Origin of the sequence: Paenibacillus vini, assembly GCF_018403325.1 — a bacterium.
GTDB classification, from domain to species: domain Bacteria; phylum Bacillota; class Bacilli; order Paenibacillales; family Paenibacillaceae; genus Fontibacillus; species Fontibacillus vini.
Genome location: NZ_BOSL01000009.1, coordinates 84,511 through 105,929, shown reverse-complemented (window position 1 = coordinate 105,929; position 21,419 = coordinate 84,511). Strand labels below are relative to the sequence as shown.

Sequence of the window (21,419 nt, the reverse complement as noted above, 5' to 3'; positions counted from 1 at the left end):
CTTCTCTCTGCAGATATATGGATTTACATCGTAATCTATATATCGGCAGCAAAACATTGACGATTTATTGACAATTAATGGGGTTTATATAAAAATTCTAATGAGTTTACCGGATCATCCCCGTGTATTTAACTTTTAGATCGGCTTTAACCTGGAATTCCAGGCCGGGAAAAAGGCGCTCCCAGTCCTGCCGCTCGGTCGAGTTGTTCCAATTTCTTGAATAATATCGAAGCCCCCAGCCAAACGGATCCACTCCGGAAGCTTGTATTTTCTTAAACAATTTCACGCTGTCCCTTTCCCATTTTTCGCTTGCCGCTTTGGAGATAGCCCGCAGCACCGGACCCGTGACCGGCGTCCCCTTCATATTCTCCTCCAGCGAAGCTTTACCGGATAAATGGTATTCCACGATCGCCTTCTTTTCTTTGTCTGCCTTGATACGGTATTTGGCTTTGGAGTTCTCCAGATTGTAGTCAAAGGAGTTTCCCTCGGCATCCACCTTGAAGCTGGAGCGCAGGTGGTTCGAGGTTAAGAGATTCAGCATCCGGGTTTCGTCCGGCGAAAGTATGGTGACCAGCTTTTGCTTGTTGAATAGTGCGACCCTGTCTATGATCAGCATATCCGGGTGCTTCGTCCTCACAACCGGCATGAACGGATCAAGCCCGTGTTCCGTCGTCCTCCTGCTTAAATCAAAAGAATATGCGGACTTAATGTAAGGGGATTCCGTCCCCTCTTTGCCTAACCCCAGAATCAGGGCATTTCCCGGCAATCTCTCGGATTTGGTCTGCATTTTAACGACTTCCCTGGCAGTCGGCTGTCCTACCGCAACAAACATAATCAACTGGATATCCCGGCGACGGGATGACCAGTCAACCAGGGGGATAATATTGTCCCTTGCTAATGATTCCCCATAGATCATCGCCTTGCAGTGGCTGAAATCCAGTTCTTTGTCCGTTTTCGATTTAGCCAGGCGCACTGCTTCGGGAACGCTCTCCGCAATCTCGGTAATGACGACCGGTTCCTGGCTTCGTTTCGTCGGATCGCCTTCAGGAATTGCCATCTTGAGCGTCACCTCAAACTGGTTCTTCTTATCCTTATCCTCCGGACGGTCGATTCCTATCGCCAGCACGAAGGATCTCTTATCGATATCCTTGAACTGACAACCGGAAATGGTCCAGGGCATCGCGATCGCCAGCAGACAACAGATTATTTTTTTCATGTCTTTTTCGCGCTCCTTTTCTTGGCATAAAACAATATAGCCAGCAAAACGAACTCATTTATGAGGCGAATATTCAAAAACCACTGTCCTATTTGACCCAGTCGGACCTGGTTAAGGAAGTTCATAATTACGATCGTCGCTATGGAAAAAGGAATCAACACCCACCAATCGGCCTTTTTTCCGGGGAGTTTTCCGGACTTAGACTGAAATGCGCCTTTAAACAGCTCCAGCCCGACATGCCAATGAACAACCGTGCTTAGCATGGAGATCATCAAATAGATCGTATAAAACAAAAAGAGCACTCGCTCGATAATAAATAATTCCATTCGGATGGAATCAGCCGTTGAAAACCAGCTATATACATGATTTTCCACACCGACAGTCCCCTGATATCCGATAGGTACCACAAAAGTAATTAACAAAATAACCAAACCAAACAACGGAATGGTCCATAAGTATCTCGTTTTCAGTTCTTTGAAATTCCGGTTGAAAATTGCGAGATTAAAAAAGCCGGAAAAGATGAACGTCGCGCCGGCCACAGTCACATATTTGGGCTTGGTCCACATGTAAGTAACGATTTGCAAGACCGCGTCCCAACTAAAATTCGGGTTCAAAAAGGCCTTAACGAGCATGTATATAATGACAGGCGTTGAAAGAAACAGAATCGTCTCCAATCCGTAAAGGATCGACTCGGAGGATAGGCGGCAGCAGATGGCCGAAAGCAGCAGAAACCCTATAATAACGGCATACGGAGAAATATCCGGACTGATATAACGAACAGTGATGTCTACGAACGACAGCATCGTAATGATGCCGGCAGAAAACCAGAAGCAAGCGTACATAATTAATAGAAAAAATGAAAAGAATCTGGGCAAGTTGGCATTAAAGATTTCCGGCAACCCCTGCCCCTTAAAACCGGCGATACCTTTCGTAAATCCGTAGAGCAGCAAAGCTCCGATGGCGGTCGATATAAAGATCGACGGCAAGGTCCCTTGAAATCTTGTGAAAATTAGAACCCTGGGAACAAAGTTGATAATGTTCATCAATGCGTTCACCAGAAATAAATAATATATATATTTGCTGCTTACCATGATTATTGCCCACCCTTTGATTTGATTTCCAGCGCATACATTTTCATATATGGCCGGCCAAAGCTGCGGATTCCCGATAAATACATGATTAATCCCACCACCGATCCGACAACGCCCAACAGACCGAAGGTAATCGCGAACAAGGTCATAATGTATTTGATAACACGTATGGTGTACCCCATCATACTTATCGGAATGATAAAATTGGAAATCGCGACGGCCGACACTAAAATGATCATAATATTGCTGACCAGTCCGGCCTGGGTCGCTGCCTGCCCAAGAATCAAACCGCCGACCGTCGTAGCGGTAGGCCCAATTGCCTTAGGCAGACGCAAGCTCGCCTCCGTCAGAAATTCCATCATCAACAGCATCAGAAAGACTTCCATGAAGGAGGGATAGGGGACCGCGGCCCGGCTTCCAGCGATCAGCAGCGAAATCTGTATCTTTAATATCTCGGGATTGTAAGAGGCAAAAGTGACATAGAGAGACGGCAACGTCAACGTCAAGAGCAAACCGATGTACCGGATGGTTTTCAGAAACCAGCCGACCATAGGGACCTGGATTTTATCATCCATCGCCGTGAAAAAGTCACTGAAAATCGAAGGAGCAAGAATGGCAAACCCGTTGGAGTTAATCAGCACCGCGACCTTGCCCTCCGCAATATTGAACACTACCCGGTCCGGTCTTTCCGTAACGATCATTGTCGGAAAAATCCGTACCCGTTCGGGACTGATATATTTCTCCAACTCCCCTGCGGATTGCAATATATCGATTTTTACATTTTCGATCCGCTTTTTCATTTCCTTGAGCACTTGCCGGTCCACTCGCTCGTCATCGTACAGAATAGCCACCGAAGTTCGGGAAACCTTTCCTACGGTCAACATATCGATCTTTAAAGTTTCCGATTGATATCTTCGCCGGATCAGGTTTATATTCAGCTCGATATTTTCGCTGAACGCATCCCGCGGTCCCTGAACGATGGCCTCGTTCACCGCTTCACCGACTCCGCTCGACTCCACCTTGACCGCATTGAATAAATAACCGCTTTTCCCGATCGATATCAACACGAATCCTTTAAGCACAAACTCAATAATCTGCTGCCGTTCCCCAGCTTGAACGGTACCCGGAAAAGAAGCGATATAATTCTCGAAAGCTTGCAGGCTTTCCATTTCATAGCTTGGAATGACGATATAACGGTTAATCATATCCGAGTTCGTTAAGCTGCTAAGATATTGCAGCCCGATTTCATCGGAAGAGCCGAGAGACCGCTGCTCAAAATCAACCTGTCCCGACATTTTTTCAGATAGCCATGCAGCTCCCTGTTCACCTTGCTTCTTGCCCAATTCCGATCCCTCCAGCTCACATCCGATATTAACTCCTTAGCTGAGCCTATTTTGCCAATAACTCCCGATTCTCATTCATTTTGCGGACGGCCAAGGGGAGGCTGAGCGAGAAAAAAAGAAAAGGACCTCACCTTATCGGTGAAGTCCTTTAAATAGAAGATGCCCGGCAAACGCGGTTCCTGCCCGACGTCTTTGCCTGGTAAAGCGCCTGATCCGCTCTCTCGAACAATAGTTCCTCGACGATATCCGGATAGGTGGCGCTCCCGGCGGAGATCGTAATTTTATGTTCGGTTCCGTCCGGCAGAATGAAGATCTGGTTCTCGACATTTCGCCGAAGCCGCTCAGCTATAATCTCAATGCGTTCGGAATCGCAATCATCCACGATCACGGCAAACTCTTCTCCTCCTTTACGGGCAATATGATCTCCTGGATGAAAAGTATCCCTCAAGACCATAGCCAGTTGGGATAAAACCGCGTCACCGGCCGGGTGGCCGAATGTATCGTTTACCTGTTTAAAATGGTCGATATCAATCAGCAATAGGGTAATGGGCACGCGATACCGGGTCGAGGATGCGATGCGCTGCTCCATAATGACTTCAAAAGCCCTCGCATTAAACAAACCTGTCAGGAAGTCGCGATGAGCCGCTTCGCGCATAATTCTTAATGAATCGTCTGATCTTTTCAAATATAGGAGCATTGCGAGAGTAAACATTCCTCCCACGATAAAGACAAGACAAAACGTTCCGATCGGAACCCATTTGTTCTCAACCAGAATAATGGAGAAGACCACTACGGATAGCCCGGCGGATAACCCCAGTGTCCAGGCCCATCTCTGCAGCGACAGCTTGTAGTCTTTTAAAATCAGGATCGCAATGATAAAGGTTCCCAGCGCATTGACGGCTCCCCAAATCGAAGCCATGCTCACACCGCTTAAGAATACTAGCCTGTATACAAAAATAATGACTGTGGCGACCAAGCCCGCTATCCATCCGCCGAGAGAGACGGAAATTAATATCGGCAGCTGCCGGAAGTCGGCAAAGACGTAGGTGTTAATCGGGAATGTGTAATACATTAAAGCAACCCCGAATAGTCCGAGGACCAGTCCGAGTATTAATTTGGTTTGATTGCTTTTGTGAAGATTGTAGGCTTGGCACTTGCCCCAGACCATGTTTCCAAAAAACAAAAAGGTAGTCAAAACAGTAAAGTTGTTGATTAGACTTTGCAGCATATCCTATTTTACCTCTCAACTGTAATCATCCGACAAGAGATCAATGCCGGACTAGGTAAGCATATCACAAAATTTAGGTAAAGGACTCACATATTCGCTATATTTTCGATTATTTCTCGCTATTGTTCGACAAATTTCTACATCTTTCACGGCGATTATCAATGGATTCCGCTTTCGATTCTGCACATGATATAATGGGCTTAAGTTGTTGGAAGGGAGAGCAAGACGATGAACGACACGGCGGCTGTCGATGAACAGGAGCCTATTGAAGTGTGCCTGTTAGCCGGGAAAATCATGCTCCAAAGCGGAGCGGAAACCTACCGGGTAGAGGATACGATGACCCGGATAGCCAAGGCCCTGGGCCTTGCCGGATCCCACAGTTACGTCACGCCCACAGGCATCATGTTTCAATCCGATGACATGAGATGGGCCAAGCTGATCCGGATCGTGGAACGCACTACCGATTTGCAGAAGGTGGCTGCCGTGAACGACGTTTCACGCAAGCTGTCCAGCCGGGATGTCACGGCTGCGGAAGCCCGGGCCCTTCTCATGGACATCGACACTTCGCGGCATGCCTACCCGGTTGGCCTTCAAATCGCCGCGGCTGCGATATCCAGCGGGTGCTTCACCTTGATGTTCCGGGGCAGCCTGTTTGATTTTCTCCCCGGCGTCGTATGCGGAGGACTCGGTTTTCTGGCGTTCATCCTGCTCCATCGTCTCGTCAAAGTGAAGTTTTTCGCGGAATTCAGCGCTTCCTTTCTGATCGGCATCGTCGCCTCGGTGCTGGTGATGGCCGGAATCGGCAAGGAGCTTGATAAAATCATTATCGGGTCCGTCATGCCCCTTGTTCCCGGACTCCTGATCACCAACGCGGTCCGGGATCTGATGGCCGGCCATCTCGTCTCCGGATTGTCCAGGGGCGCCGAGGCGTTCCTGACCGCTTTTGCCATAGGGGCCGGCATCGCCTTCGTATTTACCATTTTATAATCCGGAAAAGAGGACTTATCCTGCTATGAACCTGGTTCTGCATTTCATTACCAGCTTTATCGCCTCTGCGGCTTTCGGCATCCTGTTTAACGCCCCCAAGCGGACCTTGCTGCAATGCGGATTCTCCGGCATGCTGGGCTGGGCCGCTTACATTTTGCTGGGTTACCGGCTGGATACCATATACGCGACCGTAGCCTCGACGATCATCGTCGGTGTGGTCAGCCAAATCTTCGCCCGTACTTACAAGAAGCCCGTAATCATCTTTAGCGTATCGGGAATCATTCCGCTGGTGCCGGGAGGCATGGCCTACGACGCCATGCGGAATTTCGTAGAAAAGGAATATAACACGGCGATTCAGCTTGCGGCGCAAGCATTTCTGATCTCCGGTTCCATCGCCATCGGGCTTGTCTTGTCCGAGGTGCTCAATCAAATTATCCGCAAAATCCGGATGCCCCGCCCCAAAAAAGTCCGCGCCAAATAAGCCGGCAAGAAAGAAGATGAACATCAAAGATGATAGCTCAAATTTTGCTGGATGTCGTTTTGCCCATTTTCGTGCTGATCGGGCTCGGAGCCTTGATGCAGCGGGCCTTTCGACTCGATTTGTACACCCTCGCCAAAATTAATTTTTACTATATTACGCCGGCTGTCGTGTTTCTCAGCATGTACCATTCCGAAATGTCGCCTGCGCTTCTCGGCAATGTTACGTTATTTTATGCGTTATATGTACTGCTGCTCTATGTCGTGAGCATGATCGTCAGCCGCCGCATGAAATTCAGCCGGGGAATGAAAGCCGCTTTTACGAACAGCCTGATTCTGGATAATTCCGGGAATTATGGCTTGCCGATCAATCAGCTCGCTTTCAAAGGAGATCCGCTGGCATCCTCCCTCCAGGCGCTCATTATGACGTTTCAGAGCCTGGTTACCTTTACTTACGGCGTAATGTCGGTGCAACGGGCCAAGTCCGGCGGAACCTTGAAGGCTGCCCTGATCGGTTTTCTCAAGATGCCAGTGCCCTATGCGCTCGTACTCGGCCTGGTTTTCCATGTCCTGAAGCTCCCTCTTCCGGAGTTTGCCTCCAAACCGCTGGGCTACATTTCCGATTCCATGGTCAGCGTGGCTCTGCTTACATTGGGAGCGCAAATTGTAAAATACCCGCTGCGGCTGGACCGCCTCGACGTGTATGTCAGCGTTCTTTTGCGTTTGCTGATCGGTCCTGCCATCGGTTTATTACTCGTCTTCCTCCTAGGGCTCAAGGGTGTGCCCGCCCAGGCGCTTCTGATCGCTTCCGGGATGCCTACGGGTGTGAACAGCACCATCCTTGCTGAAGAATACGATAATGAACCGGATTTCGCATCGCAAACCGTGCTGATTTCCACATTGCTCAATATCGTAACCATCACGGCATTAATCTCCCTTGCGAAATATGTGGGGTAAAGCTCAAATGCCAAGAGGCCAGCTACGGATATTTCCTCCGTCGCTGGCCTCTTCTTTTTTCATCCTGAGTTTCCACGCCTGCTTTACAAATCAGGCCGCTTTTAGATTACCGGCTTTCCGTTCATCTCATGAGTCATTTGATGCCATTCTTTAATCATTCGTCTTAGAAATAGACCCTCTTGTTTTCCTAATCCATATTGGTTCTCCCTGGCGATCATCTCGCCAATCCGTCGTTTCAACATTTCACTCCGGCGTTCCAACATTTCATCATAAGCCAAGTAAAGTCATCTCCTAAATCCGTTGTAATAACGTTATTTTCACACATCTATTAGTATAGACGTTATGATTCGGGAGGGAAAACCGGATGTCTTTACCTAAGCCTTGATGAGATAGGATGCTCTATCACTACCCTACTGTAATGCGATCCAGCCGTAAACTTCCTCCCATATCCTCCCGGATGGTCCGGTTTCCTCGGGATGGTCCCGGAGGTGCCCGACCAGATCGAACTTTCTGTCGGGAACATAAGCCTGGTACCATGCACCGACCGATTGGATGGAGTTTCCTTGTATAGAGCAAAGGGTAAAGAGATAAGTAATAACAGAAGATGGACCATTGCGCAATATTACAAGGAGGGTACATATTCTATGAATCTCAAAGGAAAAGGCTGCTTGATCCCGCTGATCATCGTCATTGCGGTGGTCGTTATTCTCATTGCTCTGTTTGCCGGAAATTACAACAAATTCGTCGCGGCGGACGAAAACGCGAACCAGGAATGGAGTAAAATCGACGTTCAGCTCCAGCGGAGATATGATCTGATTCCGAATCTGGTCAATACGGTAAAGGGATACGCCTCCCATGAAAAGGAAGTAATCAAAGCAGTATCCGACGCCCGTGCCGCACTCGGCGGAGCAAGAACTCCGGATGAACTGGCTCAGGCCGACCAGCAATTGTCCGGCGCGCTCAGTCGTCTTCTGGTTGTCGTGGAGAATTATCCGACGCTCAAAGCAGACGCGCAGTTCACGCAGCTGATGGACGAGCTTGCCGGCACGGAGAACCGGATCGCTGTAGCCCGGAACGATTATAATGCAGCCGTCGCCACCTACAACAATATGCGAAGACGCTTCCCGGGCAATCTGCTCGCAGGCATCATGGGCTTTGATAAACGGGAGTATTTTGAGACCACGCCGGAATCGCGGACCAATCCGGAGGTGGACTTCGGCACGGATTCAACTTCATCCTTGAACCCGGTAAATCCATTGCTTCAGTTCCCGGGTGAAGAAGCCCGGGCGGGGGCTGGAGCATGAAACCTTCAGGTGGCCGTGTTTGTTCCGGCACCGGGTCCGCTTGCTTAAGAATTGTGTCCCTCCTCCTGCTGGCTTGTGTTCTGCTGGGAGGGCCTGCTCCCCTCTTTGCCGCACCGAATATTCCGGAGCCGCAAGGCGATATTTATGTTCAGGATTTCGAGAACCTGCTCACGGCTGAACAGGCCCGGGAATTAAACAGCTTGGGAAGGGCCCTGGAGGATCGGACCAAGGCTCAAATTGCCGTATTGACTGTGCCAACTCTGGACGGCTACACCGTGGAAGAGTACGCTTTGCAGGCCCTCCGCAAATATGGACTGGGGGACCAGAAATTGAATAACGGAGTGCTGCTTCTGCTGTCGATGGAGGATGGCGAGCCGGGCAACCGACCGCTGCGGATCGAAGTCGGCTATGGCCTCGAAGGGGCTCTGCCTGACGGCAAGGTCGGCAGAATCCTCGATCAGGTCACCATCCCTTATCTGGTGAACAACCATCCTGGTGAAGCGATCGTGGAAACCTATAAAACGCTATACAACGAAGTTGCCAGAGAATATGGTGTGGAGGGAACTTTAACGCCGCAGGAAATTGCGGTTCCCGAAGCGCCTGCCGGGAATGGCGGAGACGGCCGCTTATCTTCCGGCTGGATCATTCTCATCATCGCTTTTCTGGCGGTAGATTTTATTTTCTTCCGCGGAATGATGACGATGTTCCTGATCTCGATACTCGGTCGGGGAGGCGGCAGCGGCGGAGGCGGAGGCTTCGGCGGTGGTGGTGGCGGCTTCCGCGGAGGCGGCGGGGGCTCCTCGGGAGGCGGAGGCGCAAGCCGAAGATTCTGATTCACGGCAAGTCCGGCTACCCCAACGCGGCAACTCCCGGTATAATATCCATAGGATATTAGCCAAAGGAGAGAAACCTACTGAATATGGATCCCATTACCTCACTGTCGCAAAAGGCCGTATTTTTTGATGTGGACGATACGCTCTACGATCACCTGATTCCGTTCCGCGAGGCTCTGCAGCGTGTGCTCGGCACCGGCGAAGACTTCCCTTATGCCCCCGCCTATCACCGCATGCGTTATTATAGCGATAAACTCTCCGCAGAAGCCGGGGGCACTCCAACGCATGGCTCCGAGCTCAGCGAGATGCGTACCCGCAGGTTTTCGCTTTCGCTGGCCGAATTCGGCATTCTGCTGACCGGTTCTCAAGCTGAAGAAGTCCAATCCGAATACCTGAACCGCCAATTTGATATTACTCTGTTCGACGGAGCCCGTCCTTTAATGGACGATTTGATCGGCCGAGGAATTATTGTCGGCTTGATTACGAACGGTCCCCCGGAGCATCAAATGAAAAAAATCCGCGCCCTTGGACTGAGTGAACTCATCCCTCCGGAGCGGATTTTTATTTCGGGGGCCGTCGGAATCACCAAGCCGGACCGCAAGTTGTTTGATCATGTGACCGACGCGCTGAATTTGACCTCCGCTGCTTGTTATTATGTCGGCGATTCCTGGCGGAATGACGTCGTCGGCGCTTTGGAGGCCGATTGGAACGTCCTTTGGTTCAATCACCGCGGCGCGGAGCCCGAATCATCACACAGCCCCCATTTCAAGGTGGACAGCTATGCGGACATCGCTCAAATTCTTCTGGATGCCGCTGGGCAGGCGCAGAAATAAGTTACCCTGCCGATCAATAAAACAGGGACATCCCGTCTCCCAATAGCCGGCCGATCCGGCCGAACAGGACGTTACCCAACAATCCTACGGTAATCGAGGATGCGATGTATACCAGGATTGTGCTTTGCAGCCTGTCGAACATCCCGCCCTCTTCAGGCATCAAGCTTGAAATAACGAATGCCGGGACTGCAAACATCGCCCCGAACAGGCCGACCATGAGCAGCAGTGACTGGAGCATGTTGACTTGCAGGATCGCCATCAGCAGGGCAAGCAGCAGCAATGCCGTAAAGGGTACAAGATAAACGCCAAAACGGGCAGCAACCTCTTGAAAGTTCCCTTTTCCTTTTCCGTACTTAATGGCTAAAAAACAATAGGCTACCGTCAAGATCGACATTATGGCGAAAGCCAGTGCCGGCCGCAGCACGAGGTCCAAAAAAGGATAGTCTATCCAACCAGCCAGGCGGTGGAAGCCGAAATAGATAATTAGCGGTACGACCAGGGAATAAAGGACTATCGTGATGATTCCATTGATAAACTGCTCCCTGCCTACGCCTTTAGCGTAGGCTGCGGGGCTTTTTAATGCGGACGCAAAAAATTTGAAATACAGCCTGGAAGCCTGTTTGGCATTTTCCAAATATGCGTTGGCCTGCTGCCCCTCCCCGGTGGTCTTAAGCAGCGGCGTTCCGCAATCCTCGCAAAACTTCGCGTTTTCATTCGATTGGCTGTGACGGCAATTCGGACAAATCATGAGCCTCCTCCTCTCTACCTCCAATTATGTTGGATAAACCCGGTAATTATCAACCCCGACATTGAAGCTCGTTCTTTTGATTCACCAAGTATCGTACGGGTATAAAACTACTGATATCCCAATACTGCACTGTTCAGAGAGGAGCTATCCCATGAACCAATACAGATTGAAGGACTATACAGCTGTCGTAACCGGAGGCGGTTCCGGCATCGGCAGAGCCGCCGCGATCCGTATGGCGCAGCATGGCGCAAAAGTATATATGTTGGACCGGACGCCGGAAGAAGCCGAAGAAACCAAACGGACCATTGAATCCGCCGGCGGGCAGGCTGCTGTAATCCAGTGCGATATTTCCAAGCCGGAAATGATCGAACAGGGATTCCGCCAAATTGCAGAAGAAGCGGGAAACATTCAGGTCGTCTTCGCGAATGCCGGTATCAACGGGACTATGGCCCCGATCGAGACTATGGAGATCAGCGACTGGGACCAGACGATGGACATTAATCTTCGGGGTACGTTCGCTACCGTAAAATACGCTATCCCCTACATGAAGGAAAATGGAGGCAGCATCATCATTACCAGTTCCATTAACGGGAACCGGGTCTTCTCCAATATCGGCTTCTCTGCCTATGCCTCTTCTAAGGCGGCTCAGGTCGCCTTTATGAAAATGGCCGCCCTTGAGCTGGCCCAGTACGGTATCCGGGTGAATGCGATTTGCCCCGGTGCCATCGAGACGAATATCGGGGACAATACCTTCCCTACGGATGACATCAAGGAAGTGAAAATTCCGGTGGAATTTCCTGAAGGTGACCAACCGCTGGAAAAGGGTCCCGGCAAACCCGAACAGGTGGCCAATCTCGTCCTGTTCCTCGCATCCGATGAGTCGTTTCATTTGACGGGCACCGAAGTATACATTGACGGAGCCGAATCTCTTTTGCACGGTTAACCTGTAAGAAGTAACAAAGCCTGCTCCCTGTATCTGCCGGGAAGCAGGCTTTTTCTATGCCCCCTAAGAGACCTTTTCCCCTTTTCTAAAGCATGATGTTTCATGAGGAAGCTGCATATTTTTCCAACGAAATCACATAATACTTAAAAATCCATGGGCAGGAGGAGGACATCTTGTCGATATTCAGCAAGATCGCTCAAATTTTTGATTCCGGCAAAAACCAACAAGAGCAATCCCCTCAAGGAACAAAGCAGGTTTCCGGCCCGTTGTCCCTGGATACCGTTCTTCAGGAGTTCAAAGAATGCAGCGATCTGACCCGATACAACTTCCCTCAGCTGCAAGCCGAACTGCTTCTCTTCGAGCATCAGATCGATATGCAAATCTATGAACGCGATGTTCTTCGGCCTTTATTAAACATTCGGAAGGAAGAGCTCGATAACCTGTTGAGCCAATCCCAGTTCGAGTCCGTTACTGAAACGGTCAAGGTCGTCGAAAAGATATTGCAGGGCAGCGTAGCCCTGTTTGTCCCCCAGGGCGTGTATCTTGTCGATGCCTATGGCCCCGAGAAACGGAGCATCGAGCAATCGCAAACCGAAAGCGCCATTACGGGGCCGCATGACGCATTTAACGAATCACTGGAAACCAATTTATCGCTGATCCGCCAGAAATTCAAGAGCAATCGTTTAAAAGTTCGTCGTTTCGAGGTAGGAGAACTGACCAAGACTAGGGTTTGCTTGTTGTACATCGACGGGATCGCTTCCAAGGAATATGTCGACGAAATGGCTAGCCGGATTGAATCCATCGAATATAGCAGTCTGTATGACGGTACGATGCTGACACAGTTAATCGACGATTTTCCCAACTCTCTATTCCCTTTGTTTCAAACATCGGAACGGCCCGATATTTCGGTGTCCAAGCTGAATGAAGGAAAGATCGTCGTCTTAGCCGATCAAAGCCCTTCGGCGATCATTGCGCCGTCTTCATTTTTTGAATTTTTCACCACGCCCGACGATTATTACAACCGTTGGGCAGTCGGCACTGCACTGAGGCTGCTGCGTTACTTGGCATTTATCATCACGATTTCTTTAACTTCCCTGTATGTTGCCATTACCACCTATCATTATGAAATGATTCCCGAGAATCTATTGGTCTCCCTTACCGAATCCCGGAGCCGGGTGCCTTTTCCGCCCATCATAGAGGCCTTGCTAATGGAAACGACCATAGAGATGCTTCGGGAAGCCGGGGCCAGACTGCCGACAAAAATCGGACAGACGATCGGCATCGTCGGCGGTATCGTCATCGGAACCGCAGCCGTGGAAGCCGGATTCACCAGCAACATCCTAATCATTTCGGTAGCGATGTCCGCGATTGCTTCCTTCGTGATTCCCAGTTACGTCATGAGCGGATCGATCCGATTGATTCGATTCGGACTTATCATTTTATCCGGCATGCTGGGTAATTTCGGATTCATCGCGGGGATTGCGCTCATGATCATTCACTTGTCCAAGCTGACCAGCCTCGGAACTCCCTATACGATTCCGGCTGCACCGATCAAGCCGATGGATTGGAAAGACATTTTCATCCGGGGACCGTTTTGGTCATTTCACCAGCGCCCGTCGCAATCGGCCTCTCCGAACAAGAATCCAAACAAGATGAAGAAATAGGTGATTTCCTTTGTCACATGAAAAGCTACACCGGTTTCAAATTGCCTTATTGATTTTCAACACGCAAACTGGTGTGGTCCTATTTATTCTTCCGCGTACAGTAGCCACCTATTTCGGCACGAACGGATGGATCGCGTTAATCTTCATGTTCCTGCCGATCACATTGAACATTTTGCTGATCACATCGGTTTACCGGCTTGGCCGCGGCGCGTCCATATTTGCGATTCTAAAGTCCGGAATCCCCCGCTTCTTGCTATTTCCAATATATCTCGTCATGGGCAGCGGGTTGGCAATGGTGGGGTGTCTAGTAATCAAGCAGTACGTCATGATCTATCAATTGCTCATCTTTCCGCAAACCCCCGATATCGTATTGAAACTGGTTGTCGATATCATCGTTTTTTTGCTGGTGACCAAAGGGATCTATAATATATCCAAGGCTAATGTGTTTTTCGTCGCCTTGCTGATCACTATGGTTCCGCTCAGCTTTATCTTTATGAAAGATTTCGATATAACACGAATGTCTTCGTTCTTTTTCAAAGAAGGGAAGGATTTCGGACAGGGGTTCATAAAAGTATACGGCTCCTTTATGGGGTACGAGTTATCCTTATTTCTGTTTCCATATGCCGAAAAGGGAAAGAAGTGGCTCAAATACATCCATCTGGGCAATAGTATGACTGTTCTTGTCTATTTGCTAGTAACGGTGATATGCTACGGTTTTTTCAACTACAAAGAACTGGTCCATCTGTCTTTCCCGTTACTGGACATGTTTGGTTACTTGTATTTCCCCTTTGTCGAACGGGTGCAAAATTTTCTGTACAGCCTCTTTCTGGTGTCGATCCTTATTACCGGCGGGATGTACTACTGGTCCAGTCAGGCCGTATTCACCGAGTTGATCCCCCGGCTTCCGTGGAAATGGGTTCTCTTTTTCGTGATGGCATCCACCTTCATCGTAGCTTTTATCCCCAAATCTCTAATTGAGGTAGAAGATTGGTTTAATGTTTTGATCTATCTCCAGCTTGGGGTCGCTATCGTGATTCCTCTATTGGCTTTATTGGCACTGCTGATACAGAAAGGCAGGAAACGTCATGCTTAAAAGAGCGGGAATACTAATCAGCTTCATTTGTCTCTTACTGCTCACCACTTCATGCAGTCAGGACCAGCATATTCTTGAGCGGGTCGGTTATGTCCGTACCGTAGGCTTTGATCGGGAGAACGAAAATCGGGTCAGAGTTACGCTTAGCATTCCCCTGATTCTTACGGAGGCCAATCAGACGCGTTTTACGGATGAAATTTTGACCGCGACCGCCAAAAGCGGGAAAGAGGCTCGAATCACGCTCTCTCGAAAAACGAGCAGAAAGCTGCTCAGCGGACAAATCCGGACGATCATGTACAATACGAATATAGCGAGACAGGGATTGAGGGATTTTATGGACACCCTGCAGAGGGATCCCACGATTTCCAAACGGACGGAGCTCGTAATAGTCGATGAATCGGTCCATAACATTCTGTCGCGCACTTACAAGGGGCATCCCCGGACAGGCCAGTATATCGACCGCCTTCTGAAAAAGGAATTCGATATGCAGACGATTCCCCGTATTTTGCTGCACGAATTTTTCCGCGATTATTATGACGACGGCAAGGATCCAATTGCGAACATGATCCGAAAAAGCGGAGAAGATCTCGAATACGCCGGAGTCGCTCTCTTTCACGATGACAAATACATGGGCAAGTTAACGCCGGACGAGGTCTTCTATTTTTCAATCATGTACCATGACCATGGAAAGGGCGAATTTACCGTCACTTCGGATAAACCGGAAATGAAGTCTGTCACCCTGGACGGAATTAACAGCCGCAAGAAGGTTAAAATCAGAAAAAACGAGGAAGGAAATTATATCGCCGATATTTACATTAAATTCAATGGATCGGTACTGGAATATGTGGGTGATATGAATTTGACCAGCTCTGCGGACAGATCTAAGCTGGAGAATTTATTGAACGAGCATGTAGTTCAGCAATGTGAGAAGGTCGTGAAAAAATTGCAGAAGCATCGCACCGACAGCATTGGGATCGGGCAGCACGTCCGCAATAAAATGAGTTATAAAGCGTGGAAGGACTCCCCCTGGGACGAAATGTACGCCAAGATGGAAATCCGTGTCCACGCCAAGTCCAAGATAAGAAACTTCGGAAACTACTATCACTGACCCGCATCGGCGAGTCGGTGCTTTGGCAAATTTTATCCCTGCAAAGCTTTCCGCACGCTAAGGATATATTTCGCCTGATCCAGCGGGTTGACTCCCCGGCGCTGACGCTCGGCCGAAACCTCGACCGGACAGAGCTCATATCCCGCGAAAAATGAGGAAAAGGTGCTGCGGCCCTTCGTATAGGAACTCAGCTCAACCGGATAATTCATCGAGGTTGCAACCGGTAGCCGGCCTTCGATCAGCATCCGGTCGCCCTGCAGCACCGGCGGTTCCATCGTTCCGCGCATCAGTGCGAAATCGTTGATTACTCGCCCTGCATTCTCCTCCGGAACAACGATTCGAACCTGAAGCAAAGGTTCGAGCAGGGCGGTTCCGGTATTAGCTAGCCCATCCATAATTCCCATAGGCGTAGCCACGGCAAAATCCAGCGGGTGCGTATGCCACACGTGATGCTGTCCATAGGTCAAGGTGACTTTCAGATCCGTCACCTCCCAGCCGCAGAGGCCCTGCTGCAAGGCTTCCGGTACGCGCCGCTCGACCTCCTTCTGGTACTGTGGAAGCAAATCCTCCGTTCTCACATTGGCTTCATACACAAGCCCGCTGCCTCGGGGACCCGGCTCGATCCGGAAGCGGAGTATAGCCCAGCACGGCTTAGGCATCGTGTAGGCGATAAACCCTTCACCGATTTGCTTGGGGGTTTCTTTATATATGACAGACGGATTCCCGAACGTCACCGTTAATCCATAACGGTTCTCAAGAAGGCTGTGCAAAATCTCCAATTGAATCGGACCCATCACTTTGACATGCAGTTCGCGTTCATCCTGCAGCCATTGCACATCAAGCAGCGGATCTTCATCGGACAGCTCCTGAAGGGCTTGGACGACATGCGGATAGTCCGCCTCAGTCTTCCAGTAAGCACGGACCGTCAAAAGCGGAACGGCCAGCTTCGCTTCCGGCGGGATCGCGTCGGGCACTCCGAGAATATCCCCAATCCTTACATGCGAGAGTCCGCAAACTGCGGCGATATCCCCTGCGGCCAGCCATCCGAGATCCTCCGAGCGGGCTCCTTCGACTTTCCGGATTTGCGTCACTTTCTCCTGAATGTCCCGGGTATAATTATGTACGTTATCCCGGTTGCGCAAACTCCCTTGATACAAACGGACATAAGCCATCCGGCCCATACTCTTGTCGCGTTCGATTTTGAACACGATGCCTGATAAAGGAGCCTCGGCGTCCCCTCCCGCCAAGGGCAGGTAATGAATCATGGGGTCCAGCAACGATTCGATCCCGATGCCTTTCGCGGCCGCCCCATAGATCAGGGGGAACAGCTTGGCCGATTTTGCCAGCTCGACGGCACAGTTCCGCCACTGGGCCAGAGAAATGGCATCGCCGTTCAAATAAGACTCCAGCAGTGTTTCATCCCGTTCGGCCAAGTGTTCAAACAGCCGAATCCGCGCTTTGTTCCCCGCTACATCCATTGGAGCATCCTCAAGCAACTCTATAGCCCCCGTAAACTCCTGCTCTCTGCCTAGCGGCAGTTGAACAGGAACGATATCGGGCGACAGAAATTTATGGATCTCCGACAGTAAGGTTTCCGGGTCTGCCCCGACCCGGTCCATTTTATTTACGAAAACCAAAGTAGGAATCGCAAGCTTTCGCAAAGCGTTCCAGATCATTTCACTCTGTGCCTGAACACCCTCCACAGCAGAAAGAATGAGCACCGCACAATCCATGACCCGGAGCGAACGCTCTACCTCCGAGAGAAAATCGACATGCCCCGGGGTATCGACCAGATTCACCTGGACTCCTTTCCAGCTAAATGAGGTCATGGCGGCCCGGACGGAAATCCCCCGTTGACGTTCAATATCCATGGAATCGGTCAACGCCGTCCCCTCATCCACGCTTCCCAGCGTCCGTGTCCGTCCGCTCTCAAACAATATATGCTCGGTTGTCGTCGTTTTTCCCGCATCGACGTGCGCAAAGATTCCGACGTTCAGCCGTTTGGTTACGTTTATGTCCATGTTGTCTGCTCCTGAGTAAGCCATATTTTCACAAGAACATATTACCTAACATCGGATTTCCCGTCTATCTCATTTCCAAAATATCAACGCCGTACGGCTCCAGCTCAAGCTCAAGCCCTCTGGATTCGCCGTAAAGCAAACTTGGATACGCGCTGGGCAGCGTAACTTTGCGCGCTTCACGACATAAATTCAGTACGAACAAAAACGATCTGTCTCTACCGGTTCGAACCGTAACCTGGACCCCTTCGGGCAGTCCGGGGAACATCGTTATCTTTAATTTGGAAGCCACTTCACTGAACAGACTCATCAACCAGGCCTCCTCCGGGTGGGTCCCCAGATAATAAACCTGCCCTTGCCCGAAGGCATTGACGGTAACCGCCGGTATGCCGGCATAGAAATCCCCGCCATACCTCATCACAATATCCGCCCCATTCGGCGAAAGAATATCGCACCATTGACGGCACGCAAACGTCCGGCCCTCATTATCCACAATCTCATGGACATCGCCACCGATCGGGTCATATTCCTGAACAACGGCTCCAGCGCATTTCGCAAGCAATCCGGGCAGCGGCATCATGACGCATTGATTGTTCATATGCTTCACTCCGGAACGGCTAGTGAGAATCAGTGTTCCCCCTTCCGTAGCGAATCGCTCCAATTTGCCCGCTATCTCTTCGTTCATCAGATACAAGCTGGGCGCCACAATCAGCTTATATCGGTCCAGCGATTCGTTCCAATCGATCACATCGCAGCCGATTCCAAGCTTGGTCAAGGCCCGGTGGTAATCCTTGATATTCTCATAATAGTCCATACCCTCGACCTGGGGCTGAATTCGGAGGGATTCCAGCTGTTCATGGGAAAAGAGGATGGCAGCATCATGCCGCAGCTCGGTTCCCCGGAGCTTCCTTGACAGCGTATTCACTTCAGCGCAAAGCGCGGCAAATTCTTCGAATTTACGTCCGGGAATGTTGCTGTGATCGATAAGTCCGTGCCAGAACTGCTCCGCTCCGGCGACCGCGCTTCTCCAGCGGAAATGCACGACCGTGTCGGCTCCCCGCGCAATAGCCTGCCAGGCAAAGGCCCGAATAAACCCGGGATACGGAGTTCTCCACATCGGAAACCAGCACCCGGGCGGTCCGCTAAGCTGTTCCATGATCCAGAAGTTCCGCCGCTTAATGCCCCGGGTGACGTCCAGCGATAATGCGCCGCTGTAAGGGCCTGTTGCCTGTTTGTCCGGAGAAGTGTTCGGATAATAATCAAAGGCGGCAAAATCAAGCTCCTTGCCGATCTGGTACTGATCCAGGCGCTGAGGATAACTGTGAAAGTTGTGGGTAATAAATTGACCGCGAGCATGTTTCCGGATGATTTCGATTTGGGTATGCTGAAACTTTACGACCTCATCCCATTGGTATCTCGCGTAGTCCAGCAAATAGGACGGATTCTGATGCGGTGATCCTCCATGCGGAGGGCCGATCTGGCACCAATCGCTATATTCCCCGCTCCAAACCACGGTTCCCCATTCCCGGTTGACCGCTTCCAAGGTCCCGTATTTCCGTTCTACCCATTCGCGGAACCCTCTGCTGCACCCGGGACAATGGCAATCGATCATACCGAACTCGTTGTCGATTTGCCACCCTGTGACGGCCGGATGCTTTCCGAAATGCTCCGCCATTCGCTCCACGATTCTTGAACCGTATATGTTCAGCGAATCGCTGCTGTAGCACCGATGGCCCCGTACCCCGGGATGATAGACGCTCCCGTCGGCAAACACGGGTAAAATATCCGGTCTCAAATCCGTTAGCCAGCGCGGCGGCGTGTTCGTCGGCGTCCCGAGCACCACTTCAATATCGTACTTGTGAAACAAATCCAATGCTTGATCCAGCCAGTCAAATTCATAAACGCCTGATGAAGGTTCAAGCCGGCTCCAAGCAAACTCGCCCATGCGGACGACTCGAATCCCCGTTATTTTCATTAATTGAATATCTTGTTCCCAGAGCTCGCTGTCCCAATGTTCGGGATAATAATCCACTCCCATTTTTACTCCACTGGCGAATTTTCGCTTCTTATCCATTACCTCTCCTCCTTATCCGAAACGCCTATTGCAAAAAACGGCAAAACTGCTCCCGTCTGCCCTCTATAACGAGAGCGCGCGGAAGCAGTCTGCCTGACACAAGTAGATTGATTATTCAGTTAATTACTTCTTCAACTTATCCCATGCCGCCTGCATGTTGGTCATCCAGCCGTTTACATCGGTTTTGCCCGCGATGAGCTCCTGAATGGCGCTGGCGAATTCTTGAGTTACCCCATCCGGGAATTTCGAAGATTGCAGACCGTAAACTTTATTCTCGTCTACATATTTCTTCACGTCCGCACCCAGCATGCCGATATCTTCGGCTGATGCAGGAATCGTCGTCAAAGCAGGGATGAACTTCCATTTTTTAACGATATACTCTTTACCCATATCGGAAGTTACGAGCCAGTTCAAGAAGATTTTTGCTTCTTCTTTAGAAGCGGAATCTTTGTTTACTACCAGGTTTGCAGGAATCCCTACAGTCAACTTGTCGTTCTTCTCGGCATTGTCGTCAATCGGCATTGGGAACATCCCGATGTTCATGCCCGGAGTAATATTGTCGATCAAAGTTTGCGCCCAGTTGCCTTCCTGCATCATACCGATTTCGCTGTTGGCGAACAAGGCAAGGTGAGTGTTGGCATCCGTGGTCAACGGGTTCTTTTGACCATATTTCACTGTAAGGTTAAGCAAATTACTCCAGTCTTTAAACTGCTGGTTGCCTACGATCGTTTGGGTTCCCTCGTTCAGACCTTTGATGAATTCATCAACGTTGTCCTGTCTCGCAAACGCGGTACTGATCCCTTGGTTACCAAGCAGCCACCATTCTTGATAAGCGTTACCGAAAGGCGTAATTCCGGCAGCTTGAAGCTTCTTGGCCGCTTCTTCCAGTTCGGTAATTGTTTTGGGAGTTTCTGTAATGCCGGCTTTGGCAAACAGATCTTTGTTGTATACATAACCGATCCCTTCCAGGTTCATCGGCATGCCGTATACTTTACCGTCTTTTGTCATAGGCTCGGCTGCCAAAGGCACGAGGTCTTTAACCCATGCTTGGTCGGACAAGTCTTCAATCTTATCTTGCCACATATCCAGCTCGGCAAAACCACCGTTAGAGAAAATGTCAGGCGCGTCGCCGGAAGCGAATTTCGTCTTCAGCGCTGCTGCGTAGTCCGCACCGCCGCCAACGGTTTGAATGTCCAGCTTGATGTTCGGATATTCTTTTTCGAATTCGACCTTCAATTCATTCAGGCCTTCAACGATTTCTGTTTTAAATTGGAACACTTTAACCGTCTTGACTGCTCCGCTCTTACCGGAGTTGCCGGAATTACCGTTTGCAGCATTATTGGCGTTGTTCTTCCCGCCGCAAGCTGCGAGCAGCATGCTCATCACGAGCAATACGGACAGGATAACCATAGAACGTTTCTTGTTCATAACTTCATTTCCCCCTAGTCATTTTTCTTGAAGTTTTTGATTCCCAACCTCTTTATATTTGGAACGCCAGGCTT

General features: G+C 50.2%; 19 protein-coding genes. 10 read left to right on the top strand and 9 right to left on the bottom strand.

Features of this window, described 5'->3' with window-relative positions; translation table 11 throughout:
* Positions 1–106: 106 nt before the first annotated feature.
* The 4 genes from KJS57_RS14890 to KJS57_RS14875 all read right to left on the bottom strand — a co-directional run bounded on the left by KJS57_RS14890 (position 107) and on the right by KJS57_RS14875 (position 4,878).
* Complete coding sequence (locus tag KJS57_RS14890) at positions 107–1,216, bottom strand: Ger(x)C family spore germination protein (protein WP_213655411.1); 1,110 nt, start codon at positions 1,214–1,216, stop codon at positions 107–109.
* On the bottom strand, positions 1,213–2,307 hold the full coding sequence (locus KJS57_RS14885) for a hypothetical protein (protein WP_213655410.1): 1,095 nt from the start codon (positions 2,305–2,307) through the stop codon (positions 1,213–1,215). Before KJS57_RS14885 ends, KJS57_RS14890 begins: the two co-directional genes overlap by 4 nt.
* Before the next feature lie 2 nt (positions 2,308–2,309).
* Complete coding sequence (locus KJS57_RS14880) at positions 2,310–3,650, bottom strand: spore germination protein (RefSeq protein ID WP_244861562.1); 1,341 nt, start codon at positions 3,648–3,650, stop codon at positions 2,310–2,312.
* 148 nt (positions 3,651–3,798) lie between these two features.
* Positions 3,799–4,878, bottom strand: a complete 1,080-nt coding sequence (locus KJS57_RS14875; RefSeq protein ID WP_213655409.1) for a GGDEF domain-containing protein — start codon at positions 4,876–4,878, stop codon at positions 3,799–3,801.
* A gap of 228 nt (positions 4,879–5,106) precedes the next feature.
* On the opposite strand from KJS57_RS14875, the gene KJS57_RS14870 reads away from it, so the two are divergent.
* Genes KJS57_RS14870 through KJS57_RS14860 form a run of 3 tightly spaced genes read left to right on the top strand, consistent with a single transcriptional unit; the run spans position 5,107 to position 7,299 of the window.
* Positions 5,107–5,865 carry a threonine/serine exporter family protein gene (locus KJS57_RS14870; protein WP_213655408.1) on the top strand — a complete coding sequence of 253 codons (759 nt, stop codon included), beginning with the start codon at positions 5,107–5,109 and terminating at the stop codon, positions 5,863–5,865.
* 25 nt (positions 5,866–5,890) lie between these two features.
* Positions 5,891–6,346: a threonine/serine exporter family protein gene (locus tag KJS57_RS14865; RefSeq protein WP_211021603.1), complete on the top strand. Its 456-nt coding sequence runs from the start codon at positions 5,891–5,893 to the stop codon at positions 6,344–6,346.
* Between the two features lie 29 nt (positions 6,347–6,375).
* Positions 6,376–7,299 (top strand): AEC family transporter, encoded by a 924-nt coding sequence (locus KJS57_RS14860; protein ID WP_211021602.1) that lies wholly within the window; start codon positions 6,376–6,378, stop codon positions 7,297–7,299.
* Between the two features lie 101 nt (positions 7,300–7,400).
* Here KJS57_RS14860 and KJS57_RS14855 read toward each other — a convergent pair whose 3' ends face one another.
* Positions 7,401–7,577: a hypothetical protein gene (locus KJS57_RS14855; RefSeq protein ID WP_211021601.1), complete on the bottom strand. Its 177-nt coding sequence runs from the start codon at positions 7,575–7,577 to the stop codon at positions 7,401–7,403.
* Positions 7,578–7,943: 366 nt separating this feature from the next.
* Between KJS57_RS14855 and KJS57_RS14850 the strand changes: the two genes are divergently transcribed.
* The 3 genes from KJS57_RS14850 (at position 7,944) to KJS57_RS14840 (ending at position 10,269) form a co-directional block, all read left to right on the top strand.
* On the top strand, positions 7,944–8,603 hold the full coding sequence (locus tag KJS57_RS14850; RefSeq protein WP_211021600.1) for a LemA family protein: 660 nt from the start codon (positions 7,944–7,946) through the stop codon (positions 8,601–8,603).
* Complete coding sequence (locus KJS57_RS14845; protein ID WP_211021599.1) at positions 8,600–9,436, top strand: TPM domain-containing protein; 837 nt, start codon at positions 8,600–8,602, stop codon at positions 9,434–9,436. Before KJS57_RS14850 ends, KJS57_RS14845 begins: the two co-directional genes overlap by 4 nt.
* A gap of 86 nt (positions 9,437–9,522) precedes the next feature.
* Positions 9,523–10,269 (top strand): HAD family hydrolase, encoded by a 747-nt coding sequence (locus tag KJS57_RS14840; RefSeq protein WP_211021598.1) that lies wholly within the window; start codon positions 9,523–9,525, stop codon positions 10,267–10,269.
* 13 nt (positions 10,270–10,282) lie between these two features.
* On the opposite strand, the gene KJS57_RS14835 is transcribed toward KJS57_RS14840, so the two are convergent.
* Entirely contained in the window at positions 10,283–11,017 is a 735-nt protein-coding gene (locus KJS57_RS14835) for a zinc ribbon domain-containing protein (RefSeq protein WP_213655407.1), read from the bottom strand.
* A gap of 151 nt (positions 11,018–11,168) precedes the next feature.
* Here KJS57_RS14835 and KJS57_RS14830 point away from each other — a divergent pair, with 151 nt between their 5' ends.
* The 4 genes from KJS57_RS14830 (at position 11,169) to KJS57_RS14815 (ending at position 15,825) form a co-directional block, all read left to right on the top strand.
* On the top strand, positions 11,169–11,960 hold the full coding sequence (locus tag KJS57_RS14830; RefSeq protein ID WP_213655406.1) for an SDR family oxidoreductase: 792 nt from the start codon (positions 11,169–11,171) through the stop codon (positions 11,958–11,960).
* 173 nt (positions 11,961–12,133) lie between these two features.
* Positions 12,134–13,624, top strand: a complete 1,491-nt coding sequence (locus KJS57_RS14825; protein WP_244861561.1) for a spore germination protein — start codon at positions 12,134–12,136, stop codon at positions 13,622–13,624.
* A 10-nt stretch (positions 13,625–13,634) separates the two neighbouring features.
* The gene (locus tag KJS57_RS14820) at positions 13,635–14,717 is read left to right on the top strand and encodes a GerAB/ArcD/ProY family transporter (protein ID WP_211021595.1); all 1,083 of its coding nucleotides are present in this window, start codon (positions 13,635–13,637) and stop codon (positions 14,715–14,717) included.
* Positions 14,710–15,825, top strand: coding sequence for a Ger(x)C family spore germination protein (locus KJS57_RS14815; protein WP_211021594.1), 1,116 nt, complete (start codon positions 14,710–14,712; stop codon positions 15,823–15,825). The genes KJS57_RS14820 and KJS57_RS14815 overlap by 8 nt, the downstream gene beginning before the upstream one ends.
* A 32-nt stretch (positions 15,826–15,857) precedes the next feature.
* Here KJS57_RS14815 and KJS57_RS14810 read toward each other — a convergent pair whose 3' ends face one another.
* The 3 genes from KJS57_RS14810 to KJS57_RS14800 all read right to left on the bottom strand — a co-directional run bounded on the left by KJS57_RS14810 (position 15,858) and on the right by KJS57_RS14800 (position 21,345).
* Positions 15,858–17,846: a GTP-binding protein gene (locus tag KJS57_RS14810; protein ID WP_213655405.1), complete on the bottom strand. Its 1,989-nt coding sequence runs from the start codon at positions 17,844–17,846 to the stop codon at positions 15,858–15,860.
* A gap of 64 nt (positions 17,847–17,910) precedes the next feature.
* Positions 17,911–19,917 (bottom strand): beta-galactosidase, encoded by a 2,007-nt coding sequence (locus KJS57_RS14805; protein ID WP_213655404.1) that lies wholly within the window; start codon positions 19,915–19,917, stop codon positions 17,911–17,913.
* Positions 19,918–20,040: 123 nt separating this feature from the next.
* The gene (locus tag KJS57_RS14800) at positions 20,041–21,345 is read right to left on the bottom strand and encodes an ABC transporter substrate-binding protein (RefSeq protein WP_211021591.1); all 1,305 of its coding nucleotides are present in this window, start codon (positions 21,343–21,345) and stop codon (positions 20,041–20,043) included.
* Positions 21,346–21,419 lie beyond the last annotated feature (74 nt).

What these genes read in the sequence shown, in the direction of transcription:
- KJS57_RS14890 (WP_213655411.1), bottom strand. Translation starts at nt 1,216, where the DNA reads ATGAAAAAAATAATCTGTTGTCTGCTGGCGATCGCGATGCCCTGGACC.
- KJS57_RS14885 (WP_213655410.1), bottom strand. Translation starts at nt 2,307, where the DNA reads ATGGTAAGCAGCAAATATATATATTATTTATTTCTGGTGAACGCATTG.
- KJS57_RS14875 (WP_213655409.1), bottom strand. Translation starts at nt 4,878, where the DNA reads ATGCTGCAAAGTCTAATCAACAACTTTACTGTTTTGACTACCTTTTTG.
- KJS57_RS14870 (WP_213655408.1), top strand. Translation starts at nt 5,107, where the DNA reads ATGAACGACACGGCGGCTGTCGATGAACAGGAGCCTATTGAAGTGTGC.
- KJS57_RS14865 (WP_211021603.1), top strand. Translation starts at nt 5,891, where the DNA reads ATGAACCTGGTTCTGCATTTCATTACCAGCTTTATCGCCTCTGCGGCT.
- KJS57_RS14860 (WP_211021602.1), top strand. Translation starts at nt 6,376, where the DNA reads ATGATAGCTCAAATTTTGCTGGATGTCGTTTTGCCCATTTTCGTGCTG.
- KJS57_RS14850 (WP_211021600.1), top strand. Translation starts at nt 7,944, where the DNA reads ATGAATCTCAAAGGAAAAGGCTGCTTGATCCCGCTGATCATCGTCATT.
- KJS57_RS14845 (WP_211021599.1), top strand. Translation starts at nt 8,600, where the DNA reads ATGAAACCTTCAGGTGGCCGTGTTTGTTCCGGCACCGGGTCCGCTTGC.
- KJS57_RS14840 (WP_211021598.1), top strand. Translation starts at nt 9,523, where the DNA reads ATGGATCCCATTACCTCACTGTCGCAAAAGGCCGTATTTTTTGATGTG.
- KJS57_RS14835 (WP_213655407.1), bottom strand. Translation starts at nt 11,017, where the DNA reads ATGATTTGTCCGAATTGCCGTCACAGCCAATCGAATGAAAACGCGAAG.
- KJS57_RS14830 (WP_213655406.1), top strand. Translation starts at nt 11,169, where the DNA reads ATGAACCAATACAGATTGAAGGACTATACAGCTGTCGTAACCGGAGGC.
- KJS57_RS14815 (WP_211021594.1), top strand. Translation starts at nt 14,710, where the DNA reads ATGCTTAAAAGAGCGGGAATACTAATCAGCTTCATTTGTCTCTTACTG.
- KJS57_RS14810 (WP_213655405.1), bottom strand. Translation starts at nt 17,846, where the DNA reads ATGGACATAAACGTAACCAAACGGCTGAACGTCGGAATCTTTGCGCAC.
- KJS57_RS14805 (WP_213655404.1), bottom strand. Translation starts at nt 19,917, where the DNA reads ATGGATAAGAAGCGAAAATTCGCCAGTGGAGTAAAAATGGGAGTGGAT.
- KJS57_RS14800 (WP_211021591.1), bottom strand. Translation starts at nt 21,345, where the DNA reads ATGAACAAGAAACGTTCTATGGTTATCCTGTCCGTATTGCTCGTGATG.